Source organism: Micromonospora sp. LH3U1, from assembly GCF_028475105.1.
Taxonomy (GTDB): domain Bacteria; phylum Actinomycetota; class Actinomycetes; order Mycobacteriales; family Micromonosporaceae; genus Micromonospora.
Map to the genome: position 1 here is coordinate 5,488,743 of NZ_CP116936.1, position 19,754 is coordinate 5,508,496.

Annotated in this window: 21 protein-coding genes and 1 riboswitch; of the genes, 15 read left to right on the forward strand and 6 right to left on the reverse strand. The window is 73.0% G+C overall.

What is annotated here, in order from left to right; translation table 11 throughout:
* Positions 1 to 29 precede the first annotated feature (29 nt).
* Positions 30 to 521, reverse strand: coding sequence for a DUF3145 domain-containing protein (locus PCA76_RS25055; protein ID WP_272612885.1), 492 nt, complete (start codon positions 519 to 521; stop codon positions 30 to 32).
* A gap of 308 nt (positions 522 to 829) precedes the next feature.
* Between PCA76_RS25055 and PCA76_RS25060 the strand changes: the two genes are divergently transcribed.
* Entirely contained in the window at positions 830 to 1,159 is a 330-nt protein-coding gene (locus PCA76_RS25060) for a hypothetical protein (RefSeq protein ID WP_272612886.1), read from the forward strand.
* 89 nt (positions 1,160 to 1,248) lie between these two features.
* Here PCA76_RS25060 and PCA76_RS25065 read toward each other — a convergent pair whose 3' ends face one another.
* Positions 1,249 to 1,872 (reverse strand): carbonic anhydrase, encoded by a 624-nt coding sequence (locus PCA76_RS25065; RefSeq protein ID WP_272612887.1) that lies wholly within the window; start codon positions 1,870 to 1,872, stop codon positions 1,249 to 1,251.
* Between the two features lie 169 nt (positions 1,873 to 2,041).
* On the opposite strand from PCA76_RS25065, the gene PCA76_RS25070 reads away from it, so the two are divergent.
* The 4 genes from PCA76_RS25070 to PCA76_RS25085 all read left to right on the forward strand — a co-directional run bounded on the left by PCA76_RS25070 (position 2,042) and on the right by PCA76_RS25085 (position 7,553).
* The gene (locus PCA76_RS25070; RefSeq protein ID WP_272612888.1) at positions 2,042 to 2,989 is read left to right on the forward strand and encodes an alpha/beta fold hydrolase; all 948 of its coding nucleotides are present in this window, start codon (positions 2,042 to 2,044) and stop codon (positions 2,987 to 2,989) included.
* A 108-nt stretch (positions 2,990 to 3,097) separates the two neighbouring features.
* On the forward strand, positions 3,098 to 5,215 hold the full coding sequence (locus PCA76_RS25075; RefSeq protein WP_272612889.1) for a HelD family protein: 2,118 nt from the start codon (positions 3,098 to 3,100) through the stop codon (positions 5,213 to 5,215).
* Between the two features lie 106 nt (positions 5,216 to 5,321).
* Positions 5,322 to 6,239 carry a cation diffusion facilitator family transporter gene (locus PCA76_RS25080; protein WP_272612890.1) on the forward strand — a complete coding sequence of 306 codons (918 nt, stop codon included), beginning with the start codon at positions 5,322 to 5,324 and terminating at the stop codon, positions 6,237 to 6,239.
* 112 nt (positions 6,240 to 6,351) lie between these two features.
* Positions 6,352 to 6,483, forward strand: a riboswitch (cyclic di-AMP (ydaO/yuaA leader).
* Between the two features lie 5 nt (positions 6,484 to 6,488).
* Positions 6,489 to 7,553 carry a coiled-coil domain-containing protein gene (locus PCA76_RS25085; RefSeq protein ID WP_442930158.1) on the forward strand — a complete coding sequence of 355 codons (1,065 nt, stop codon included), beginning with the start codon at positions 6,489 to 6,491 and terminating at the stop codon, positions 7,551 to 7,553.
* Between the two features lie 46 nt (positions 7,554 to 7,599).
* Here the strand turns inward: PCA76_RS25085 and PCA76_RS25090 are convergent, their stop codons facing one another.
* On the reverse strand, positions 7,600 to 7,842 hold the full coding sequence (locus PCA76_RS25090) for a hypothetical protein (RefSeq protein ID WP_272612891.1): 243 nt from the start codon (positions 7,840 to 7,842) through the stop codon (positions 7,600 to 7,602).
* Between the two features lie 274 nt (positions 7,843 to 8,116).
* Here PCA76_RS25090 and PCA76_RS25095 point away from each other — a divergent pair, with 274 nt between their 5' ends.
* Entirely contained in the window at positions 8,117 to 8,626 is a 510-nt protein-coding gene (locus tag PCA76_RS25095) for a hypothetical protein (RefSeq protein ID WP_272612892.1), read from the forward strand.
* Between the two features lie 90 nt (positions 8,627 to 8,716).
* Here PCA76_RS25095 and PCA76_RS25100 read toward each other — a convergent pair whose 3' ends face one another.
* Positions 8,717 to 9,184 (reverse strand): SRPBCC family protein, encoded by a 468-nt coding sequence (locus PCA76_RS25100; RefSeq protein ID WP_272612893.1) that lies wholly within the window; start codon positions 9,182 to 9,184, stop codon positions 8,717 to 8,719.
* Between the two features lie 201 nt (positions 9,185 to 9,385).
* On the opposite strand from PCA76_RS25100, the gene PCA76_RS25105 reads away from it, so the two are divergent.
* Positions 9,386 to 10,348: a PfkB family carbohydrate kinase gene (locus PCA76_RS25105; protein WP_442930278.1), complete on the forward strand. Its 963-nt coding sequence runs from the start codon at positions 9,386 to 9,388 to the stop codon at positions 10,346 to 10,348.
* On the forward strand, positions 10,345 to 11,172 hold the full coding sequence (surE, locus tag PCA76_RS25110) for a 5'/3'-nucleotidase SurE (protein WP_272612895.1): 828 nt from the start codon (positions 10,345 to 10,347) through the stop codon (positions 11,170 to 11,172). The genes PCA76_RS25105 and surE overlap by 4 nt, the downstream gene beginning before the upstream one ends.
* 17 nt (positions 11,173 to 11,189) lie before the next feature.
* Here surE and PCA76_RS25115 read toward each other — a convergent pair whose 3' ends face one another.
* Positions 11,190 to 11,552 carry an STAS domain-containing protein gene (locus PCA76_RS25115; RefSeq protein ID WP_030330302.1) on the reverse strand — a complete coding sequence of 121 codons (363 nt, stop codon included), beginning with the start codon at positions 11,550 to 11,552 and terminating at the stop codon, positions 11,190 to 11,192.
* Between the two features lie 389 nt (positions 11,553 to 11,941).
* Between PCA76_RS25115 and PCA76_RS25120 the strand changes: the two genes are divergently transcribed.
* The 5 genes from PCA76_RS25120 (at position 11,942) to PCA76_RS25140 (ending at position 15,120) form a co-directional block, all read left to right on the forward strand.
* The gene (locus PCA76_RS25120) at positions 11,942 to 12,082 is read left to right on the forward strand and encodes a hypothetical protein (RefSeq protein WP_234589220.1); all 141 of its coding nucleotides are present in this window, start codon (positions 11,942 to 11,944) and stop codon (positions 12,080 to 12,082) included.
* Positions 12,083 to 12,218: 136 nt separating this feature from the next.
* Positions 12,219 to 12,617 carry a hypothetical protein gene (locus tag PCA76_RS25125; protein ID WP_272612896.1) on the forward strand — a complete coding sequence of 133 codons (399 nt, stop codon included), beginning with the start codon at positions 12,219 to 12,221 and terminating at the stop codon, positions 12,615 to 12,617.
* Between the two features lie 709 nt (positions 12,618 to 13,326).
* Entirely contained in the window at positions 13,327 to 14,013 is a 687-nt protein-coding gene (locus tag PCA76_RS25130) for a BON domain-containing protein (protein WP_272612897.1), read from the forward strand.
* A 64-nt stretch (positions 14,014 to 14,077) separates the two neighbouring features.
* Complete coding sequence (locus PCA76_RS25135; RefSeq protein ID WP_272612898.1) at positions 14,078 to 14,575, forward strand: redoxin domain-containing protein; 498 nt, start codon at positions 14,078 to 14,080, stop codon at positions 14,573 to 14,575.
* On the forward strand, positions 14,572 to 15,120 hold the full coding sequence (locus tag PCA76_RS25140; protein WP_272612899.1) for a DsbA family protein: 549 nt from the start codon (positions 14,572 to 14,574) through the stop codon (positions 15,118 to 15,120). Before PCA76_RS25135 ends, PCA76_RS25140 begins: the two co-directional genes overlap by 4 nt.
* 12 nt (positions 15,121 to 15,132) lie before the next feature.
* Here PCA76_RS25140 and PCA76_RS25145 read toward each other — a convergent pair whose 3' ends face one another.
* Entirely contained in the window at positions 15,133 to 17,991 is a 2,859-nt protein-coding gene (locus PCA76_RS25145; protein WP_272612900.1) for a LuxR C-terminal-related transcriptional regulator, read from the reverse strand.
* 144 nt (positions 17,992 to 18,135) lie between these two features.
* On the opposite strand from PCA76_RS25145, the gene PCA76_RS25150 reads away from it, so the two are divergent.
* Positions 18,136 to 18,576, forward strand: a complete 441-nt coding sequence (locus PCA76_RS25150) for a hypothetical protein (protein ID WP_442930159.1) — start codon at positions 18,136 to 18,138, stop codon at positions 18,574 to 18,576.
* Positions 18,573 to 19,718, forward strand: a complete 1,146-nt coding sequence (locus PCA76_RS25155; protein WP_272612902.1) for an alcohol dehydrogenase catalytic domain-containing protein — start codon at positions 18,573 to 18,575, stop codon at positions 19,716 to 19,718. The genes PCA76_RS25150 and PCA76_RS25155 overlap by 4 nt, the downstream gene beginning before the upstream one ends.
* Positions 19,719 to 19,754: the final 36 nt, after the last annotated feature.

A 19,754-nucleotide genomic window follows, 5' to 3' on the forward strand; every position in this document is an offset into this window, starting at 1 on the left:
GGCAGGTGGCCGACCCGCGCACATCCGGATCAGCCGACCCGGGTGAGCAAGGTCACCGGGGCGCCGTCACCGGCGTACCGGTAGGGCTCCAGGTCAGCGTCCCACGCCGTGCCGAGGGCCTTGTCCACGGCATGTGCCAACGCCTCCGGGGCCCGGGAGGCGGCCATCAGCGCCCGGAGCCGGTCCTCGCCGAGCTGGATGTCGCCGGCCACACCGACGGTGGCCCGGAACAGGCCACGCGCGGGCACGTACATGAAGCGCTCACCGTCGGCGCCGGGACTCGGCTCCTCGGTGACCTCGAAACGGATCATGGGCCACTGCCGTAGGGCAGCAGCCAGCTCGGCGCCCGTTCCCGGACGACCGGTCCACCCGCACTCGGCCCGGCGTGCGCCGGGGTCGACGGGCTGAGCCGTCCACTGCAGGTTGACCGGCGCGGCTAGGACGCGCGCGATCGCCCACTCGACGTGTGAGCACACGGCGAGCGGGGTTGAGTGGACGTATACGACGCCACGCGTTGGCACGGTGACCTCCCGGAGAGCGAGGTGCGTCTTCCCCTACGACCTCGTCCACCCAGGTGGTTGCTGCAACACATGATGACTCCTGTGACGCGTGGTGCGCCAGGGAATCGGAAAAAACGCCGGGTGGAATAGCCGGACGGGTGGTCGCCGTTACCTCTCAGGACACCGCGACGACCAGCATGATGTCGTGGTCATGTACAGTTCCATCGGCGGCTTATGCCGCGTTCCACCTTCGCGAGCCGAGTCAAGTCTGGCCCGCACACAGCCCCCGGACGTCCAGTCCTCCCGTACGTCTTGCAAGGAGTACCTCCGTGGCGAGCAACACCTCTAAGACCGCGCGCGCGTCCGTCCGGGCCGGCCAGGCTGGCCAGGGTGGCGCCCTCAGCGTGCTGGGCGAGTTCAAGTACCTCATTCCGCTCAACGGCGGCAAGCACGCCTACGTGCGGAACCTGACCAACGGCAAGACCGCGCACCTGCGCACGGACTCCGACGCCTTCGTCGAGGAGATCCGCGTGCTGGCCGCCGCCGGCCACGCCAACAAGATCCGGGCGGAGATCAACAACCTTGCTGCCACCCACCCGGGTGACGGCTGGGAGGCCACCGAGAAGCGCCTGGTCGCGGCCGGCGTCTTCGAGGGCTGAGCCTCTCCCCCACCGCATCATCTGAAACCGCCCGCCGGGAGTTCCCGGCGGGCGGTTTCGCGTCTGTGCGGGTTCACTGCCGGGTAGGTTCAGCCCGGTTCGAGCAGAGCGACCTCGCCGGTGGCCAGGTCGTAGAGGCCACCGACCACGGCCACCCGGCCGGCGGCTACCGGCCCGGCCAGCAGGTCATCCTCGCGCAGGGTGTGCACGGTGCGCCGGACGTGCCGGCGGATCGCCAGCGGGAGCACCGCCGGATCGTCGATCCCCGCCTCGGTCACCGCCGGGGCGATCTCGTCCACCAGGTGTGCCAGCGAGCCCCCGGGACGCCCCCCGGTGCGCAGCGCGTCCACCGCGGCACCCACCGCGCCGCACCGCTCGTGGCCGAGGACCATCACCAGCGGTACGCCGAGCTGACCGACCACGTACTCGATCGAACCGCACACCGCGCGATCGAGCACATGACCACCGGTACGGATCACGCAGATCGCACCGAAGGTCTGGTCGAAGATCGCTTCCAGCGGCACCCGGGAGTCGATGCAGCCGAGCACCACGGCGTACGGCTGCTGGTCGCCGGAGGCCGCGGCCGCGGCCGTGACGTCGTGCCCGTGCACCGGCTGGCCGCTGACGAACCGCCGATTGCCGGCGAGCAGATCGGCGAGCGCCGCGCGGGGCGTGCCGCCGGCCTGCCGCCCCTGTCCCGACGGCCCGGTCATGGGTGCTCCCGACGACCCCATGCCGTTCAGCTTGAACCGCCGCCGGCAGCCACGGGCGAGGTCGGGAATCTTGGCCAGGGCGCGATTGGCGAGGTGTCCTGGCGGGTAGCCGGTGTTACCACCGGGTATGCCGGTGCTGGTGGTGCCGGTCGACCCTGGGGAGGTGGCGATGCCGGAGCGGTTCGAGCTCGGTCTGCCGGACGGCGTGCGGCTCAACGTCGAGGCGACGGGACCGACGGACGCCCAGGTCACCGCCATCCTGTTGCACGGCTGGACGCTGGATGGGCGCGCCTGGCACCGGCAGGTCGACGCGCTGACCACGGCAGCTCTCGGCGGAACGGTGCGGGTCGTCACCTACGACGCGCGCGGGCACGGCCGGTCCAGCTGCATGGCGCTGCCCACGGCCACCCTGGCCCAGCTGGGCGACGACCTGGCCGCGGTGATCGACGCGGTGGCGCCGTCCGGTCCCCTGGTTCTGGTCGGGCATTCGATGGGCGGCATGACGATCATGGAGTACGCCCACCGCCACCCCGCGCACTTCGCCGCCCGTACGGCCGGACTGGTCTTCGTCTCGACCACCGCCGAAGGGCACACGCACACCGTCTACGGGCTCTCGCCGCGGATCGCCCGGCTGATCCGACTCGCCGAGACGACCGGTGCCGGCGTGCTGGCCCGGTGCGGCTCGTGGCGAGCACCCCGGGCGCTTTTGAACGCGTTGCGGCCGAGCATCCGATGGATGCTCTTCGGTGACCGCTGCGAGCCGGCCGACATCCGCCTGGTGACGTCGGCGGTGGCTCGTGCCTCACTGCGCTCGATCGGCGGGTTCCGCGCCTCCATCGGCACTCAGCACCGGCTGGACACTCTCGCCGCGTTGGCCCACCTGCCGGCCGCCGCGCTGGTCGGCGACCGGGACCGGCTGACCCCACCGCCGTGCGCCGAGTCGATCGCCGCGGCCCTGCCGGCCACGGACCTGACCGTGTGCCCCGGTGCCGGGCACATGCTGATGATGGAACGCCCGGACGAGGTCAACGCCGCGCTGACCGGCGTCCTGCGCCGCGTGCTCGCCGAACCGCCGTCCCACGTCCGTGGCGCCACCCCCGCCGGGACGGGTGCCTGACCACGTTCCCGCACCTCGGGCGCGGCCGGCCAGGCGCGGGGCCGTACCCTTCTGCGGTTGGCCCGCGCGGTTCCCGCCGCCTGCCAGCGACCTCTGAAGGAGCGTGCGTTGACCGACCAGACCGGCCTGGAGCAGGAGATTGCCGTCGAGCAACGACACCTCGACCGGGTGTACACCCGACTGGCCGAGTTACGGCAGTCGGCGGTCCGCGCCGAGCGCGACGGCTACCGGATGGCCCGGGTGGGCACGTTCGGTGCGCTGGTCGAGCGCGACGCGATGGTCTTCCACGCGGCGCAACGGCGACACACCCTGGACGCCGAGCACGAGGGGCTGGTCTTCGGCCGGCTGGACCTGCACGACCGTCAGGTGCTGCACGTCGGGCGACTCGGGATCCGTGACGAGGACGCCACCACGCTGGTCGTCGACTGGCGGGCGCCGGCCGCCGCCGCCTTCTACCAGGCCACCCCGGCGCAACCGCTGGACGTCGTGCGCCGCCGCACGATCCAGACCCGCGCCGAGCGGGTCACCCGGATCGAGGACGACCTGCTGGACCCGACGGCCGCCCCCGAGGGGATGACGGTCGTCGGCGACGGCGCGTTGCTGGCTACCCTGTCCAAGGCCACCGGCCGGGGCATGCGGGACATCGTGGCGACCATCCAGCGGGAGCAGGACGAGGCGATCCGCTCGCCCGGCTCCGGGGTGACGATCGTCGCGGGTGGCCCGGGCACCGGCAAGACCGCGGTCGCCCTGCACCGGGCCGCGTTCCTGCTCTACTCCGACCGCAGCCGGTACGCGGGCGGCGGCATCCTGGTGGTCGGCCCGTCCTCGGTCTTCGTCGAGTACATCGCCTCGGTGCTGCCGTCACTGGGTGAGGACACCGCCACCCTGCACTCGCTGGGCACCCTCTTTCCGGGGATGACCGCCACCCGCACCGACCCACCCCAGGTGGCGGCGGTGAAGGGCTCGCTGCGGATGCGGCAGGTGCTGGAGCGGGCTGCTCGCGACGCGGTGCCGGGGGGCCCGGGTGAGCTGCGGCTGCTCTACCGGGGCACGTTGCTGCGGCTGGACCGGGCCGCGCTGGACCGGATCCGGGACCGCGCCCTGCACCGGGGCGCCCGACGCAACGAGGTGCGCCGGGCCGGCTTCGACGGGGTGTTCGCCGCGCTCTGGGCGCAGGCCCGTGCGGTGGGGATCACTCGGCTGCCGGAGCAGCGGGCCTTCGAGGGCGAGATCGCCGAGCGGTCGGAGTTCCGGGAGTTCCTCAAGGCGTGGTGGCCGCGGCTGCACCCCCGGCACGTGCTCGACTGGCTGGCCCGGCCGGACCGGCTGCGCCGCTACGCCGGGGGGATCCTCTCCTCCGCGGAGATCCGGCTGCTCACCGCCGCGTACCAGGACCTGGACTCGGCCGGGCTGACCATCGCCGACATCGCGCTGCTGGACGAGCTGGACGCGCTGCTCGGTAAGCCGGCGCAGCCGGCCAAGTCCCGGCGCGACCCGTTCCAGCTTGCTGGCGGCGTCCGCGAGTTGAGCACCTTGGGCGAGCGGCAGCGGGCTGCCCGCGCGGCGGCCCGGGAGCGCCCGGCGGACTACCGGGACTACGCGCACGTGGTGGTGGACGAGGCGCAGGACGTCTCACCGATGCAGTGGCGGATGGTTGGTCGACGTGGCCGCCTGGCCTCCTGGACCGTGGTGGGCGACCCCGCGCAGACCGCGTGGACCGGCGATCCGGAGGAGCTGAACCGGGCTCGCGACCAGGCGTTGGGCCGGCGCAAGCGGCACGATTTCACGCTCACCACCAACTACCGCAACTCGTCGGAGATCTTCGCGGTGGCGGCGGCGGAGATCCGCCGGATCTACCCTGACCTGCCGCTGCCGAGCGCCGTCCGCTCCACCGGGGTCGATCCGGTCGAGCTGGTGGTGCCCGCGACGGGGTTGGAGACCGCGACCGTGGAGGCGGCCGCCGGCCTGCTGACCGAGGTGGAGGGCACCGTCGGGGTGATCACGCCGGTCCCCCGCCGCGACGAGGTCGCCGGTTGGCTCGACGCGCTCGGCGCATCGAGGCTGCAGGTGGTGACCAGCCTGGAGGCCAAGGGCATGGAGTACGACGGGGTGGTGCTGGTCGCCCCGAGCGAGATCCGGGCGGATCCGGGCGCCGGGGTGCGCACCCTGTACGTGGCGCTCTCCCGGGCCACTCAGCGACTCACCACCATCGACCCGATCGGCTGATCCGCGCCAGATGGCCTGGTCGGGAGCGGTCGACCCCACACTTGCATACATAGCGATGTGAGCATACATTTGACCGTGTCCCGACTGGCGGCGGAAGGTGGACCTCGTGGGCGCAGGTCATGACCACCACCATGCGTCGGTCGCCAATGCCGCACACCAGCACCGGGGCCGACTCTGGGCGGCTTTCGGGCTGCTCGCCGCCCTGATGGTGGTCGAGGCGGTCGCCGCGCTGCACACCGGCTCACTCGCCCTGCTCTCCGACGCCGGGCACATGTTCACCGACGTGCTCGGCATCGGGATGGCGCTCGCCGCGATCACCGCGACACGGCGGGCCACCACCGACCCGCAGCGCACCTTCGGGCTCTACCGACTCGAGGTGCTCGCCGCGCTGGCCAACGCCGTCCTGCTCTCCGGCGTCGCGGTCTACGTGGTGATCGAGGCGATCCGCCGCTTCGGCGACCCGCACGAGGTCATCGCCGGCCCGATGCTCGTGGTGGCCGTGCTCGGTCTGCTCGCGAACGTCGTCGCCTTCGCCCTGCTCCGCGCCGGAGCCCGGGAGAGCATCAACCTCCAAGGCGCCTACCTGGAGGTGCTCGGCGACCTGCTCGGCTCGCTCGGCGTCATCGGCGCGGCGCTTCTCATCACCATCACCGACTGGTGGTGGGCCGACCCACTTGTCGCGGTCGCCATCGGCGCGTTCATCCTGCCGCGTACCTGGCGGCTGGCACGTGCCGCCGTCCGCATCCTGGTGCAGGCCGCACCGGAGCATCTTCAGGTGACCGCCGTACACGACCGGTTGGCCGCGGTCCCCGGTGTCGTCGAGGTGCACGACCTGCACGTGTGGACGCTCACCTCGGGCATGGACGTGGCCTCCGCACACCTGACCATGGCACCCGGCGCGGAGGTCGGCGCGGTGCTCACCGCGGCGCGTACGGCCTTGCACGACGACTTCCGGATCGAGCACGCGACGTTGCAGATCGAGCCCGGCGCGGCCTCCGGCGCCTGCGGCTCGATCGAGTGGTAGCAGTAATTCATCGTGACGACGCACGCACCGTCCGTCACATTGGCTGCAGCGGCCCCACCGGCAACGGTAGGCTCGGTCCCGGCCTCCACCAGGCGGCGCCTCCCGGCGCCGGTGGCGGTCGCCGCCTAATCACCCGAGAGGGCGAACCGGGGAACCATGTTCCTGGGGTGCATCCGCGTCAGCGGTAGGGATCTTCCGTCCCGAACCCGTCAGCTAACCCGGTCGGCGGCTAACGGAAGGACATGCGCAGTGGCACCAGCACGACCACCCGCCGCCCGCCTGGCGGCCCTGATCGTCGCGATGTTCGCCCTCGGCGTCGCGCTCCCGGCCGGCACCGCCTCGGCCGCTCCCCCGACCGGCCTGCGGGCCGCCGCACCCGACTCGGACGAAGAGGGCGGCACCCCGGCGCTGCGAGCCCAACTCGATGCGGCCAGCAAGGGCTATCTGGACGCGAAGCGCGCCCTGGACACCTCCGTGCAGCGGCAGCAGCAGCTCGCCACCCAACTGAAGACCATCGAGGTCGAGCTCGCCCAGCGCAACGGCAAGGTGGGCGAGATCGCCGACGTGGCGTACCGCACCGGCCGTCTCGGCGCGATGTCGGCGCTGCTCAACAGCAACACCCCGGAGGGCTTCATGGACCGGGCCGCCGCCCTGGACGCGGTGGCCGCCAACGAGGACCGGGTGCTGCGTGATCTGCTCGCCACGAAGGACCAGTCCAACCGCACCCGGGTCGCCCTGGACGGCGAGATCAACGAACAGCGCAAGCAGGTCACGGTGATGGCCAAGCGCAAGGAGCAGGCCGAGCGGGCACTGACCGTGGCCACCACACCCAAGCCGCAGACCACCACCGACACCGGCTCCAACCGGGGCACCTCCGCCGCCAACGCGACGGCGGCCCCGCGCAACTCCGACGGCTCCTGGCCGTCGGAGTCGTGCAGCATCAACGACCCCACGCCGGCCAGCGGCTGCGTCACCCCGCGCACCCTGCACGCGCTCAACCAGGCCAAGGCCGCCGGGTTCACCCGGTACGTCTCCTGCCACCGCCCCAGCGGCTCCGGCGAACACCCGAAGGGCCGGGCCTGCGACTTCGCGGCGCAGAAGAGCGGCTTCGGCGGGAACGCCACCGGCGGCGACAAGACGTACGGCAACAACCTGGCCGCGTACTTCATCCGCAACGCCGACCGGCTCGCCGTGCTGTACGTGATCTGGTACCGGCAGATCTGGCTGCCCAGCAGCGGGTGGAAGTCGTACAGCGGGGCGGGCGGCACCCCGTCCACCGACCACACCAACCACGTGCACCTGTCGGTCTACTGACCCCACCCGCGTGCTGCCGGTGAGTCAGCAGGATGACTCACCGGCATCACGTTGTGGAGACCCACAGCAGGAACACGATCGTCACGACAACCCCGGCGACCGCGACCAGACCGGCCACCACAGCCGCCCGAGGAGAGTTGCGCCCACGCAGCTCGAAGGCCGTAGTGATGGTGAAGAGCAACGCGAATATCTCGAACGCGGCGAGCCAGAGAAGTCCGAGGAAGCTCAGCAGGCCCTCGACCATGTCGCGGCCACGAAAGATCAGCAAGCCGCCGTATGCCGCGCTCACCCAACACAACGTCGCCAGGCCCGCCAACACGTACGCAGCTCGATAGGAGACGGGGGCGGGACGGCCATCCCCCGGTCTCACAAGGGGTATCCCTTCGGGATCGTCGGGCGGGGTCAATGGGTGAGGCGTCGGCGAGGGGGTCATACGCGGACGCTAGCCGGGTCGCTGTGCCCCGGGAATCGGTCGACAGGGCTCGCGGCTACGTCGCCGGGCGTACCCCTGATGTCGCTGGCGGTCGGACGACCCGGCAGCAATCGGCGGGCAGCATCGCGGTATGCCTCGGATCCCACCCACGGCCCGCAAGGGGCTGCTCACCCTGCACCTGGTCACCTCGCTCGGCTGGCTCGGCGCCGACCTGGTGCTGCTCACCCTCGGCATCGCCGTGCAGCGTGGCGCCGACCCGGCGGTGGTCTACCCGGTCGCGGCACTGGTCGGCACCAGGCTGTTCGCGCCGCTGAGTGTGCTGGTCTGGCTGATCGGTGTCGCCAGCGCGCTGCTCACCCCGTGGGGCCTGGTGCGCTACCGCTGGGTGCTGGTCAAGCTGGTGCTCACCACGGTGATGGTCGGGCTGGTGCTGTTCCTGCTCACCCCGAATCTGCGGCACGCCGGTGTGTTGGGGGCCGCGCTGCCCGCGCGGGATCGCGCCGACCTGGTGATCGCACCGGCGGTGTCGACCAGCCTGATGATCATCGCGACGGTGCTGTCCACCTACAAGCCGTGGGGCCGGCGTCCCGCCGCGCGAGCCGCCCTCGCGAGCCGTGATCGCGCTGCAACCAGGATGTAGTGGCCTCCTGGCGCCCACAGGCCACTACATCCACGATCGAGCACGATCATGACGCGGGGTGCGGGGTGCGGGGTGCGGGGTGCGGGACGGTCAGGCCGGGGGCGGGGGGTCGCCGGAGCGGTCGAGGGCCGCGCCGAGCCGGGTGGCCAGGGCGAGGTGAGCGACGCGGGCCTGACGGAACGCGTACCGGAACAGTGGGGTCGGCGCGGTCAGGGTGATCTCGACGTCGATGCGGACCAGTCCGTCCGGCTCGGGGCGCAGTCGGGTGTGGTTGCGCACCGTGGTGGACGGCCACTGGCGGGCCACCGTGACGATCTCGTCGTCCTCGCTGACCAGAACGTCCGCGTGGTAGGTGGTGCGGAAGCGCACTGGGCCGGCCGCCAACCGGTCGTTGATCGTGTAGCTGGCCCGGGCGCCGGGTCGAGGCGGAAGTCGGCGGACCCGGACGATCAGTGGGTGCAGCTCACCCTGCCGGGTCAGGTCGCTGAGCATCGCCGCCGCCTCGGCCGTCGAGCACCGGGCCTGGACGGTGTAGCTGAAGGTATCGCTGCTGAGCACACCGTCTCCCGCCGTCGATGGTCGCACGATCGTCCCGTACCGATGTCTGGCTGGCAACGCCCGGCGGCAGCCAACGTCCGGACGAACCCGGTTCGATGAGATGCGTGCCGCAAAATGTCCCATTAGTGTCGGTTGGTGAGGAATCACCCGACCATGCTGGAGGGCGGACATGAACGGTGACGACCGGTGAGCGGGCACGTGATGGTCTTCGCGCCCACTCCGCAGCTGACGGTGACCGTGGACCAGCCGAACGACCACCCCGAGCTGCACCTGCACCCCGGCGGGCAGGGCGTCTGGCAGGCCCGGATGGTGATGTCACTCGGTGTCGACGTGGTCCTCTGCGCGGCCCTCGGCGGCGAGATCGGTCAGGTGTTGGAGCCGCTACTGGTCAGCGAGGGCGTCGACCTCAAGGTGGTGGTCCGTGACTCCGGCAGCGGCGGGTACGTGCACGACCGCCGGGACGGTTCCCGGCAGGAGATCGCCGACGTGCCCGGGCAGCCGCTGAGCCGGCACGAGCTCGACGAGCTGTACAACCTGGCCCTCGGCGAGGGCCTGCGGGCCGAGGTGAGCATCCTCAGTGGGCCGAACGAGCCGTGGCTCGTCCCGGCCGACCTGTACCGGCGCTTCGCCGCCGACCTCGGCGCCAACGGTGGCCGGGTGGTGGTCGACCTCTCCGGTGATCACCTCGGCTCGGCGCTGGAGAGTGGCGTGTTCTTCCTCAAGGTGAGCCACGAGGAGCTGATCCGCGACGGCCACGCCCGCAGCGCCGACAGCCTGGAGCTGACCCGAGTGATGTACGAACTGCACGCGGCCGGCGCCGAGACGGTGGTGGTGAGCCGGGCCGACCAGCCGGCGCTGGCGCTCATCGACGGGGAGCTGTTCGAGGTCCAGATGCCCCGGTTGGAGGCCGCCGACCCGCGCGGCGCGGGCGACTCGATGACCGCCGGGGTGGCAGCCGTCGTGGCCAGAGGCGGCGACATCCGGACCGCCATCCGGACCGGCGCTGCCGCCGGCGCGCTGAACGTGACCCGGCACGGCCTGGGCACCGGACGGTTGGACTCGATCACCGGCCTCGTGGACCGGGTCCGGCTGGTGCCGGCGGACAGCCGACCCCAGGAGCGGACCACCCCGGACGAGCTGGCCGACCGGGTGGTCGAACGATGACGCTGCGGGTGCTGATCACCAACGACGACGGGATCGCCGCGCCAGGCATCCAGGCGCTGGCCTGGGCGGCGACGCAGCGGGGCCTGGATGTGGTGGTCGCCGCGCCGTTGGAGGAGGCGAGCGGCACCAGCGCCGCGATGAGTGCCACGGAACGGGACGGTCGGGTCGTCGTGAACGACCACCCGCTGCCGGACCTGGCGGGCGTGCCGGCGTACGGGGTCGCCGGGTCCCCCGGCTTCATCACGCTGATCGCCCTGCATGGCGCGTTCGGCCCGCCGCCGTCGGTGGTGCTCTCCGGCATCAACCGTGGCGCCAACGCCGGCCGGGCGGTGCTGCACTCCGGGACGGTGGGCGCCGCGTTCACCGCCGCCACGAACGGCTGCCGGGCGATGGCGGTCTCACTCGACGTGCTCTCCGCAGGCGAGGCGACGGCCGCGAGCGGTGGCGCCGCGGTGGACGCCGCCGCCCGGGTACGCGACGCCGAGCGGCACTGGAGCACCGCCGCGCGGGTCGCCCTGGACCTGCTCCCCCGGTTGACGTCCGCGCCGATGGAGAGCGTGCTCAACGTGAACGCACCGGACCTGCCACACGGGCGGCTGCGGGGGGTGCGCCGGGGCACGCTGGCCAGCTTTGGTCAGGTGCAGATGGCGGTGGCCGAATCTGGCCACGGCTTCGTCCGTACCTCGCTACAGGAGCCGGGGCAGGCCGCACAGCCCGGCACGGACGTGGCGTTGCTGGCCGCCGGGTACGCGTCGGTGACGGCCATCCGGGCGGTCACCGAAGCGACCGACATCGACCTGACCGGGTTGGACGAGCAGCCCTGACGGGATGCCTGGCGCGCTCAGGCGCCGGGCAGCACCTCGGGTGTGGCGGCGCCGGCGAAGTAGGGCTCCGGGGCACCGAACAGACCGAGCAGGCCGGTCACCCAGAGCTGCCGGTGCACGAACCGGCTCGGCTCGGTGACCACCAGCTTGACGTCGCTGACCTCGGCCGTCTGGAACCCGGCAACCATGGCGCTGATGCCGACGGAGTCGATGAAGGTGACCAGCCTCATGTTGAGCTCGATGCGGAGCGGACGGCCTTTGGCCAGCACCTCCGCGATCGCCTCGCGCACCTCGTACGCTGTGTCGACGTCGATCTCGCCCCGCGGGGCGATCTCCACGACACCACCGGACAGAACCGACTTCACGATCGACAGGCTCACGCGAGCACCTCCACCCGCCCGTCCCCCGGGCGCCTCATCAGTACGCGGGCCGCGACCGAGAGTATTCCTCTGACGGCCTCGGTCGCCACCCCTCGGGATGAGCAATTCGCGGATCCGGGCCCACAAAGCCGCCCATATCCGGACTTTTCAGTATCTGATTACTCAACACTTTTCGTTATCTGACCTTCGACGATCGGTCGTGACCGACGCGCCGCCGGACCAGGGTAGCGGTCCGGACCCGGCCCGCCCGACAACCGACCCGCGACGGACGCCGGCCCCGTGTGCCATCGGCGTGTCGCCCCACGCGGCACCGCCCGGATCCACGACCACGGTTGCCAAGGACACATAGCATCGGGCCGGGACAGCCACCGTGACGGAGAGGATCTTCGATGATCAAGCGACTTGCTGGCCTGGCCGGCGTCGGTGTTCTGCTCGCCCTCGTACTGGCCTGCGGTTTCGGCGGTGGAGACGACGACGATGACGATGACGACGACTTCGCCCGGGGCGCCGCCGTGGTGGCGGTGCGCTGAGTTTCCGGTGAGCCGCCCGGGCTGTGTTTGCGCCCGGGCGGCCCGGGGCACTGCGGGGTAGGCGAACCGTGACGCGCTGAACAGACGCCGAAGTCCGAAGTGGCCCGCGGATTCGGCACCCAAGGAGGTAACCACGATGTTCGGAACCAACCTGCTGGACCGCCGCAGCAAGCCGGAGCGGATTGCGGACCAGGCGTGGGAGCACCTGATCTCCGCTGTCAGCTCCGCCGGAGACAGCGTGCGGGACACCGCCCGCTCGGCCCGTCGCAACAGCACCGACCTCGCCGACGGGGCGGGTGACCTGGTGGGCTCCGCCGCCGAGGAGGCGCGACGCCGTGCCTCGCTGGCCTTCGACGCGCTCGCCGGCCGTCAGCCGGCGCTGCCCTGGACGCTGCTGATCGGCGCCGCGCTCGTCGGCGCGGCGGTCGGCTGGGCCGTCGGCTCCGCCGCACGCGCCGCCGGCAGCCGGGACGACCGCGCCGTCGACGACGTGGAGTTCGTCGACGTCGACCGCCCCAGCTCCCCCGCAGTCTGAACGACTGCCCCGCAGCAACACAAAGGCCCCGCCCGACCCCCGGTCAGGCGGGGCCTTCCGCGCGCGGGCGCGCACCCGCTGCGGTGATCAAGAAGTCTCGGTCACCTGCGTCCGGTTATCTGACCGAATTCTCTTGATCACCGGGATGGGCTGAGTGGGCTGAGATGAGCTGGGTGGGCTGGGTGGGCTGGGGTTGGGGCCGGCCCGCCAGGTGCCGGACCCCTCAGGCAGCCCGGCGGGCCGGTGTTCGGGTGGCGATCCGGGCGCCACCGCTACGCTCGGATCAGCCGGCCGGCGACTCGTGCAGGTGAGGTGACCGCCACGTGTCGGCCCCGCCGTCGTACACGGAGGCTTGGTTCCTCTTCGGGTGGAGCCCCGGGGGACGGGGTCGACCCGGTGGTGCCGCCGTGGCCCGGGGGACGGGCGCGACGACGGGGACGGACGGAGCTGCCCTGGCTCCCACCACCCGACGCGACGGCTCCCGCGATCGAGGAACGTGTTTACGGTAACCGATCCCCGCCCGCCATGGAAGCGCTCCCATCACATTCGTGTTCATCCCCGTTTTTGCCAGAGCCGCCCAGGCCCGGCCGTGCCGTCACCCGTTCTGGGCGAGGACGGTTCACCCGGGGCGGCGGCAGGATCGGACCCCGGCGGACCTCCGGCCGCAGCCGCCACCCGGTCCGCCATCCACGCACCGGAGGAGGGGCAGATGGCCATCGCGGAGATCAGCCGCACCGACCAGGACATCCAGTCCGCCGTGCTCGACGAGCTGACCTGGGAACCGCGGGTGCAGCCGCACGAGATCGGCGTGACCGTCGCCGAGGGCGTCGTCACGCTGACCGGCCGGGTGGACAGCTACGCCAAGAAGTGGGCCGCCGAGCGGGCCACGCACCGGGTCGCCTGGGTCCGAGCGGTCGCCAACGACATCGCGGTGCAGTTGGCGAGCGGTGCTGAGCGCGCCGACCCCGACCTGGCCGCCGCGGCCAGCCACGCGCTGGAATGGGACGCGTTCGTGCCCATCGAGAAGCTTCAGGTCACCGTCTCGGCCGGCTGGGTGACGCTGCACGGCGACGTCGAGTGGGAGTACCAGCGCCGAGCCGCCGAACGGGCGGTCTGCCGGCTGACCGGCGTACGCGGGGTGAGCAACGGCATCACCGTTCGACCGGCCGCCGCGCCGGACGGCCGGAACCTGGCCGATCGGATCGTCGACGCCCTCGCCCGAGCCGGGGCGACCGAGGCGGAACGGATCAGCGTCCGGGTGCACGGCGACACCGCGGTGCTCGCCGGGTTGGTGCACTCGATGCCCGAACGGGCCGAAGTGGAGCAGGTGGCCTGGTCCGCGCCGGGCATCCGAGAGGTACAGAACCACATCGCGGTCGCCCCGGTGCTGCGCTGAGCGAGCGCGGAACCACCCGGGGTGGGTGAGCCGACCTCACCCACCCCGGGCGCAGGCTGGGGGCATGAGTGATCCGAACGGGCTGATCCAACCGGGGCACCCCGCGCCCGGTTTCACCCTGCCCGCCACCCCGGACGGGGGCCAGATCGGCCCCGAGCAGTTCCGTGGCCGGCCGGTCGTACTCGCCTTCTACCCCGCCGACTGGAGCCCCGTCTGCGGCGACCAGATGTCGCTCTACCAGTCGGCGGCACCCGTCTTCGCCCAGTACCAGGCGGTGGTGCTCGGCCTCTCGGTAGACAGCATCTGGTCACACCGGGCATTCGCGGAGAGCCGGGGCATCGAGTTCCCGCTGTTGGCCGACTTCGAGCCCAAGGGCGAGGTGGCCCGCCGCTACGGCGCGTACCTGCCGCAGGGTGAGGCGGCCCGCGCGCTGGTGGTGCTCGACCCGGCGGGGAAGGTGACCTGGAGCCACCTTTCCCCGCCCGACGTCAACCCGGGCGCCGACGGCATCTTCGACGCGCTGGACCAACTCGCCGCCGATCGGAAGGTGACGACCGGATGACCACGCCACTACAGGTCACCGCCCGACTTCGGGACCCGGTGACCACCGAGGACCACATCCGGGGACCGGCCGACGCGTCGGTGACCATCGTCGAGTACGGCGACTTCCAGTGCCAGTTCTGCGGCGCCGCGTACGCGAACCTGCACGAACTGCAGCGGCAGAGGGCCGACATTGTCCGACTGGTCTACCGCTACTTCCCGATCGCCAACGTGCACCCGTACGCCGAACGCGCCGCTGAGACGGCCGAGGCCGCCGCGGTCCGGGGTCGGTTCTGGGAGATGCACGACTGGCTCTACGAGCACCAGGACCAGCTCGACCCGGTGCATCTGTCGCTCGGTGTCGAGCAGGTCGGACTGGCGACGGAGGAGTTGAACGCCGAGGTGGAGAGCCATGCCCACGCGGACCGGGTGCGCCGCGACTTCGTGGGTGGGATCCGCAGCGGGGTGAACGGCACCCCCACCCTGTTCGTCAACGGCGTCCGGCACGAGGGCGGGTACGACCTGCCGGACCTGCTGGCTGCCGTGGACGCCGCGACCGACGCCTGACCGCCATCCCGCTCAGATCAGCCGCAACTCGCGCGCCCGCCGGACCGCTTCGCGCCGGCGGGTCGCGTCGAGTTTGCGGTAGATGTTGCGGACGTGGGTCTTCACCGTGTTGACCGAGAGGGACAGTTCGCTGGCGATCTCCACGTTGGACAGGATGCTCTGCAGGTAGCGCAGGATGGTCAGCTCCCGCTCGGTGAGCGGCTCGTCGAGCGTGCCCCTCGGCTCGGTGGCCGGGCGGGTGCTGCTCTGCCCGGCCGCTTGCACCAGGTCACTGACCAGCTCGAAGTGCGCGGTTCCGGCGTCCAGGTGCGCGGCCAGCAGGTCGCGTACCGGTGGTGCGGCGCGGGTGAAGACCCGCCGGCAGCCCTGTGGGCCGGCCAGGTCCAGCACCTGCTCCAGGATCCGCCCCGCCCGACGCCCATCCCCCGCCTGCTCGGCCAGCACCGCGTCCAGCAGGCCCGCGTCGAGGCGTACCGGGAGGGGCCAGGCCGTGGCCGCTGGCGCCTGCCAGCCCGGCAGGGTCCGCCCAGCGGCAGCGACTTCGCCCGCGAAAAGCTCCACCTTCGCCAACGTCACCGCGAGCACCGGATCGCTCCCACCGGCGGCGGTTCCGCTCAGCAGGTCGCGGGCGGTGTCCAGGTCGCCCCGCTCCGCACGCAGTTCGGCCTCGGCGGCCCGCAGCAGGCCGGCCAACTCGGCGGCGGACGGCCAGTCGGCCAGCGCCTCCCGGGCTCGGACGAGCAGCCGTTGGCCGGCCGCTGGATCGCTGGCATCGCGGTGCAACTGCGCCCGGCACAGCGCGGCGACCGCCGCCGCCACCGGTTCGCCGGGAACGGACAGCCACCCGTCGCCGACCTTGTCGTCGTTGCCGCCGCCGAGCGCCGGGCCGGCGAGGGCGAGGTTCGCCGCCGCCTCCTCGGGCTGGTCGCGCAGCAGCGCCACCAGGGCCAACGCCAGGTACGCGTAGGCGCAGTCGAGCCGACAGGACCAGCCCCGGCAGGGTGGCATGCCCAACGCGTCCCGGGCCGCCTGCTCGGCCGCCCGCAGCTCACCGCGTACGGCGAGCAGCAGCGCGGCGCGGCTGGCGCCGACCAGCTCGGTGCGGGGCCGGCCGGCCTCCCGCGCCGCCGCCCGGGCCCGAACGAACCGGGCGGCCGGCAGCGCGCCGTCGGCCAACTCGACCAGCCCCAGAGCGGTGCCAATAAACGCCCTCAGGTCCGCGTCATCGGCCGCGCCGCCTCCACCGGCCGTCGGGGCGGAACTCGTCGCCCCGGTCGGCGCGAAGTCCGGCACCCGGGTCGGTGTGGCGCCCGCCGGGCGGGTCCGCAGGAGTCGGGCGGCGGCGGCCCGGACCTCCGCCGGGTCGTCGGCGAGCCGGGCCACGGTCAACTCCAGCGCGGTGACCATCCGCAGGAATCGGTCCCGGCGCGGCACCGGCAGGCCCGCGGCGTGCTCGGCAGCCGCGCGCAGGTGGCCGGTGGCGGCCGGAAGATCGCCGACGTACGCGCGCTCGGCGGCGCAGGCCAACGCCACCTCCGGGTCGGCGCGGATCACCTCCGCCGGCGGGGCCATGGGCGCCGGGGCGTGCACCGGGTCGCGGTCGTACCGGGTCAGCTCCGGCCAGTGCGCGACGAACAGGTCGCCGGCCAGGTCCCATCGGCCGGCGGCCAGCGCATGCCGCAGACCGTCGGCCGGCCGACCCTCGCCCGTGAACCAGTGGGCGGCCCGTGTGTGCAGCTCGCGCAGTTCGTCGCTGGGCAGCCGGGCCAGGTCGGCGCGGAGCAGGTCGGCGAGCAGTGGCTCGCAGCGGTACCAGGGCGGGCGGGTGTCCTCCCGGTGCAGCAGACCACCGGTCCCGGCCAGGTCGGCCAGCACCTGCCCGGCGTCCGCGCGGCCGGTCAGCGCCTCGGCCAGGTCGGCGCAGACGGTCTCGACGACGGCGGTTCGGCGCAGCAACTCCTCCTCGGCCGGGTCGAGCGTCGCGAGGACCTCCTCGTGCAGGTATCCGGCGATCTCCGGTTGGTCACCACCGAACTGCCCCACCCAGCGCTCCGGGTCGGCCTGCGCCCGCACCGCCAGTGCGGCGATGCGCAGCGGGGCTGGCCAGCCCCCGGTCCGATCCCGCAGCCGGTGCACGGCGGCCACCGGCAGCGCGGCGCCGTGCGCGGTGAGCAGGTCGGCCACCTCGTCGTCGGTGAACGCCAGCTCGTCCGGGCCGATCTCGGTCAGCTCACCGGCGAGGCGGAGTCGGTGCAGGGGCAGGTGCAGCCCGGCCCGCGCCCCGATCACCAGGTGTAGCCGCTGCTCGGCATGCCGCAGCAGGAACTCCAGGCCGGTCAGCGCTGCCGGGTCGGCGACCCGGTGCAGGTCGTCCAGGACCAGCAGCACCGGCCGGTCCGCAGCAGCGAGCGTGGCGGCCAGCAGCTCCAGCTGGTCGGGGCGCGGCGCCCGGTCGGGCACGGGGCCGTCCTCCGCCGAGCCGGTCGCCGAGCGCAGCGCCGCCGCGAGGTATGCCCAGAGCCGATCCCCGTCGTCGCCGGCCTCGACGGACACCCACGCCGAGACCGGGCCGGCCTCGGACGGAACGGACAGGTGGCCGGAGTCGGGCACGACCGCGCCCGGCTCGGCGTCAGTGGCGCTGCCGCCCAGCCGCACCCAGGAGGCGAGCAACGTGGTCTTGCCCCAGCCAGCGGGGGCGGTGAGCAGGGTGACCGGTCCGGCGCTGCCCTCGTCCAACCGGCGCAGCAGTCGAGGGCGGGCCACCACCGGCTCCGGCGGCACAGCCGGCGTCAGCCGGGACGCCAGCAGCGGTGGCTCCGCCGGGCGTCGTGGTGCGGTGTCGACCCGTACGCGATTCTGCTGTTCTGGCACCCAGCCCCACCCCCACCACACGTTCCGCCCCCGGTCGGCGAGCGGTTACCCGACGCGGGCCGGTTCACCCCTTCCGGGCGAGCACGCTTCACCCGGCCGCGACCGACGATCGGGGGACGTGAACCGGGAGGACGGGTGGGACCGATGGGACGGTTGGCGCGGGCGGGACCCGCCCTCGGCAACGCCGCGCTGAGCGGGGCGTTGCGGTTGCTGCGCGTACCCAGATGGGGCGACCGGACCGGCGCGGACGGCGACCCTGCCGCGCCGGCCCGCTGGGAGGTGGTGACGGTCGACCGGCCTCCGGAGCAGGTGCTCCCCGATGGCCGCTGGCCCGAACCGCTGCGCCGCCTGGACGGCGCGGTCGAGGTGCGGGCGCGGCCGGCGCCCGGCGACCGTGGCACCGAGCTGGCCGCCCGGCCACTGACCGGCGCCACTCCACCCACCGGGCTCGCCGCGCACCTGGTCGGCGACGACCCGGGTCTGCTGATCCGCCGGACGCTGCGCCAGATCAAGCAGCGGGTGGAGGCCGGCGAGGTGCTACGCGCGGACCGCTCCGCGCTGGACCGCCCCGAGGTCCGCGGGTGAGGGCGCTGTGCTGGGTGGCTGCCGGCGAGCTGGCGGTACGCGAGGTGCCCGACCCGGAGCTGCGCAACGAGCGTGACGTCATCGTCCGGGTACGGCGCAGCGCCACCTGCGGCGGGGACCTGCCGTTGCTGGCCGGCCAGGACCCGCTGCTGCGAGACGGCGACGTGCTCGGCGCCGAGTTCCTGGGTGAGGTGATCGAGGTCGGCCCCGCGGTCCGTCGGCACCGCCCCGGTGACCGTGTGGTCGTCGGCGCGAGCGTCGCCTGCGGTGGCTGCTGGTACTGCCACCAGGGCCTGCACTCCTGCTGCGACAACGCCCATGCCGACCCGGCGAGCGCCGACCCCGACTGGGGGCGCCCGGACGCCGGATGCTTCGGCCGACCCCGTGCGGCGGGCGGCTTCGCGGGCGGTCACGCCGAGTACGTGCGGGTGCCGTACGCCGACGTGAGCGCGTTCCAGGTGCCGGACGCGGTCGACGACGACCGGGCGCTGTTCGCCGCCGACGCGGCACCGACCGGGTGGCTGGCGGTCGAGTTGGGAGCGGTGCGGCCCGGTGACGTGGTGGCGATCTGGGGCGCCGGCGCGGTGGGCCAGTTGACCGCTCGGGCGGCGGTGCTGCGCGGCGCCGCCCGCGTGCTGGTGGTGGACCGGCACGAGGAGCGGTTACGGATGGCCGAGCGGCACTCTGGCGCGGAGCCGATCGACTACCGCCGTACCGACGTCGCGGCCGAGCTGCGCGACCGCAGCGGTGGGCGCGGACCGGACGTGTGCGTGGTGGCGGTTGGCCCGCCGGCCCGGTCGACGCACGACCGGTTCGGCGGCCACACCGCCGACCAACCGGACGCGGGACGTGAGGCCGTGCACGCCTGCCGCAAGAGCGGTGTGGTGGTGCTGCTCGGCGGGACGGACGGGTTCGTCGATGCCTTCCCCCTGGGCGTGGTGACCGACAGACGACTCACGCTGCGCGGGGCCCGCCGGCCGGACCTGCGGGACGTGCCGATGCTGCTGGACCGGATGGCCCGCGACGAGCTGCGCACCGAACACCTGGCCACCCACCGACTGCCGTTGGAGCACGGCCCCCAGGGGTACGCGCTGTTCCGGGACCGGGCGGACGGCTGCGTACGGGCCGTGTTCACGCCGTGACGCCCGACTCCTGACCACCCCATCGTCGGCGGTAGA

Bases quoted from the DNA above. Each gene is read 5' to 3' on its own strand.
- PCA76_RS25135 (WP_272612898.1), top strand. From the start codon at position 14,078: ATGAGTGATCCGAACGGGCTGATCCAACCGGGGCACCCCGCGCCCGGT.
- PCA76_RS25130 (WP_272612897.1), top strand. From the start codon at position 13,327: ATGGCCATCGCGGAGATCAGCCGCACCGACCAGGACATCCAGTCCGCC.
- PCA76_RS25120 (WP_234589220.1), top strand. From the start codon at position 11,942: ATGATCAAGCGACTTGCTGGCCTGGCCGGCGTCGGTGTTCTGCTCGCC.
- PCA76_RS25095 (WP_272612892.1), top strand. From the start codon at position 8,117: ATGCCTCGGATCCCACCCACGGCCCGCAAGGGGCTGCTCACCCTGCAC.
- PCA76_RS25140 (WP_272612899.1), top strand. From the start codon at position 14,572: ATGACCACGCCACTACAGGTCACCGCCCGACTTCGGGACCCGGTGACC.
- surE (WP_272612895.1), top strand. From the start codon at position 10,345: ATGACGCTGCGGGTGCTGATCACCAACGACGACGGGATCGCCGCGCCA.
- PCA76_RS25070 (WP_272612888.1), top strand. From the start codon at position 2,042: ATGCCGGAGCGGTTCGAGCTCGGTCTGCCGGACGGCGTGCGGCTCAAC.
- PCA76_RS25150 (WP_442930159.1), top strand. From the start codon at position 18,136: ATGGGACGGTTGGCGCGGGCGGGACCCGCCCTCGGCAACGCCGCGCTG.
- PCA76_RS25065 (WP_272612887.1), bottom strand. From the start codon at position 1,872: ATGACCGGGCCGTCGGGACAGGGGCGGCAGGCCGGCGGCACGCCCCGC.
- PCA76_RS25105 (WP_442930278.1), top strand. From the start codon at position 9,386: ATGGTCTTCGCGCCCACTCCGCAGCTGACGGTGACCGTGGACCAGCCG.
- PCA76_RS25125 (WP_272612896.1), top strand. From the start codon at position 12,219: ATGTTCGGAACCAACCTGCTGGACCGCCGCAGCAAGCCGGAGCGGATT.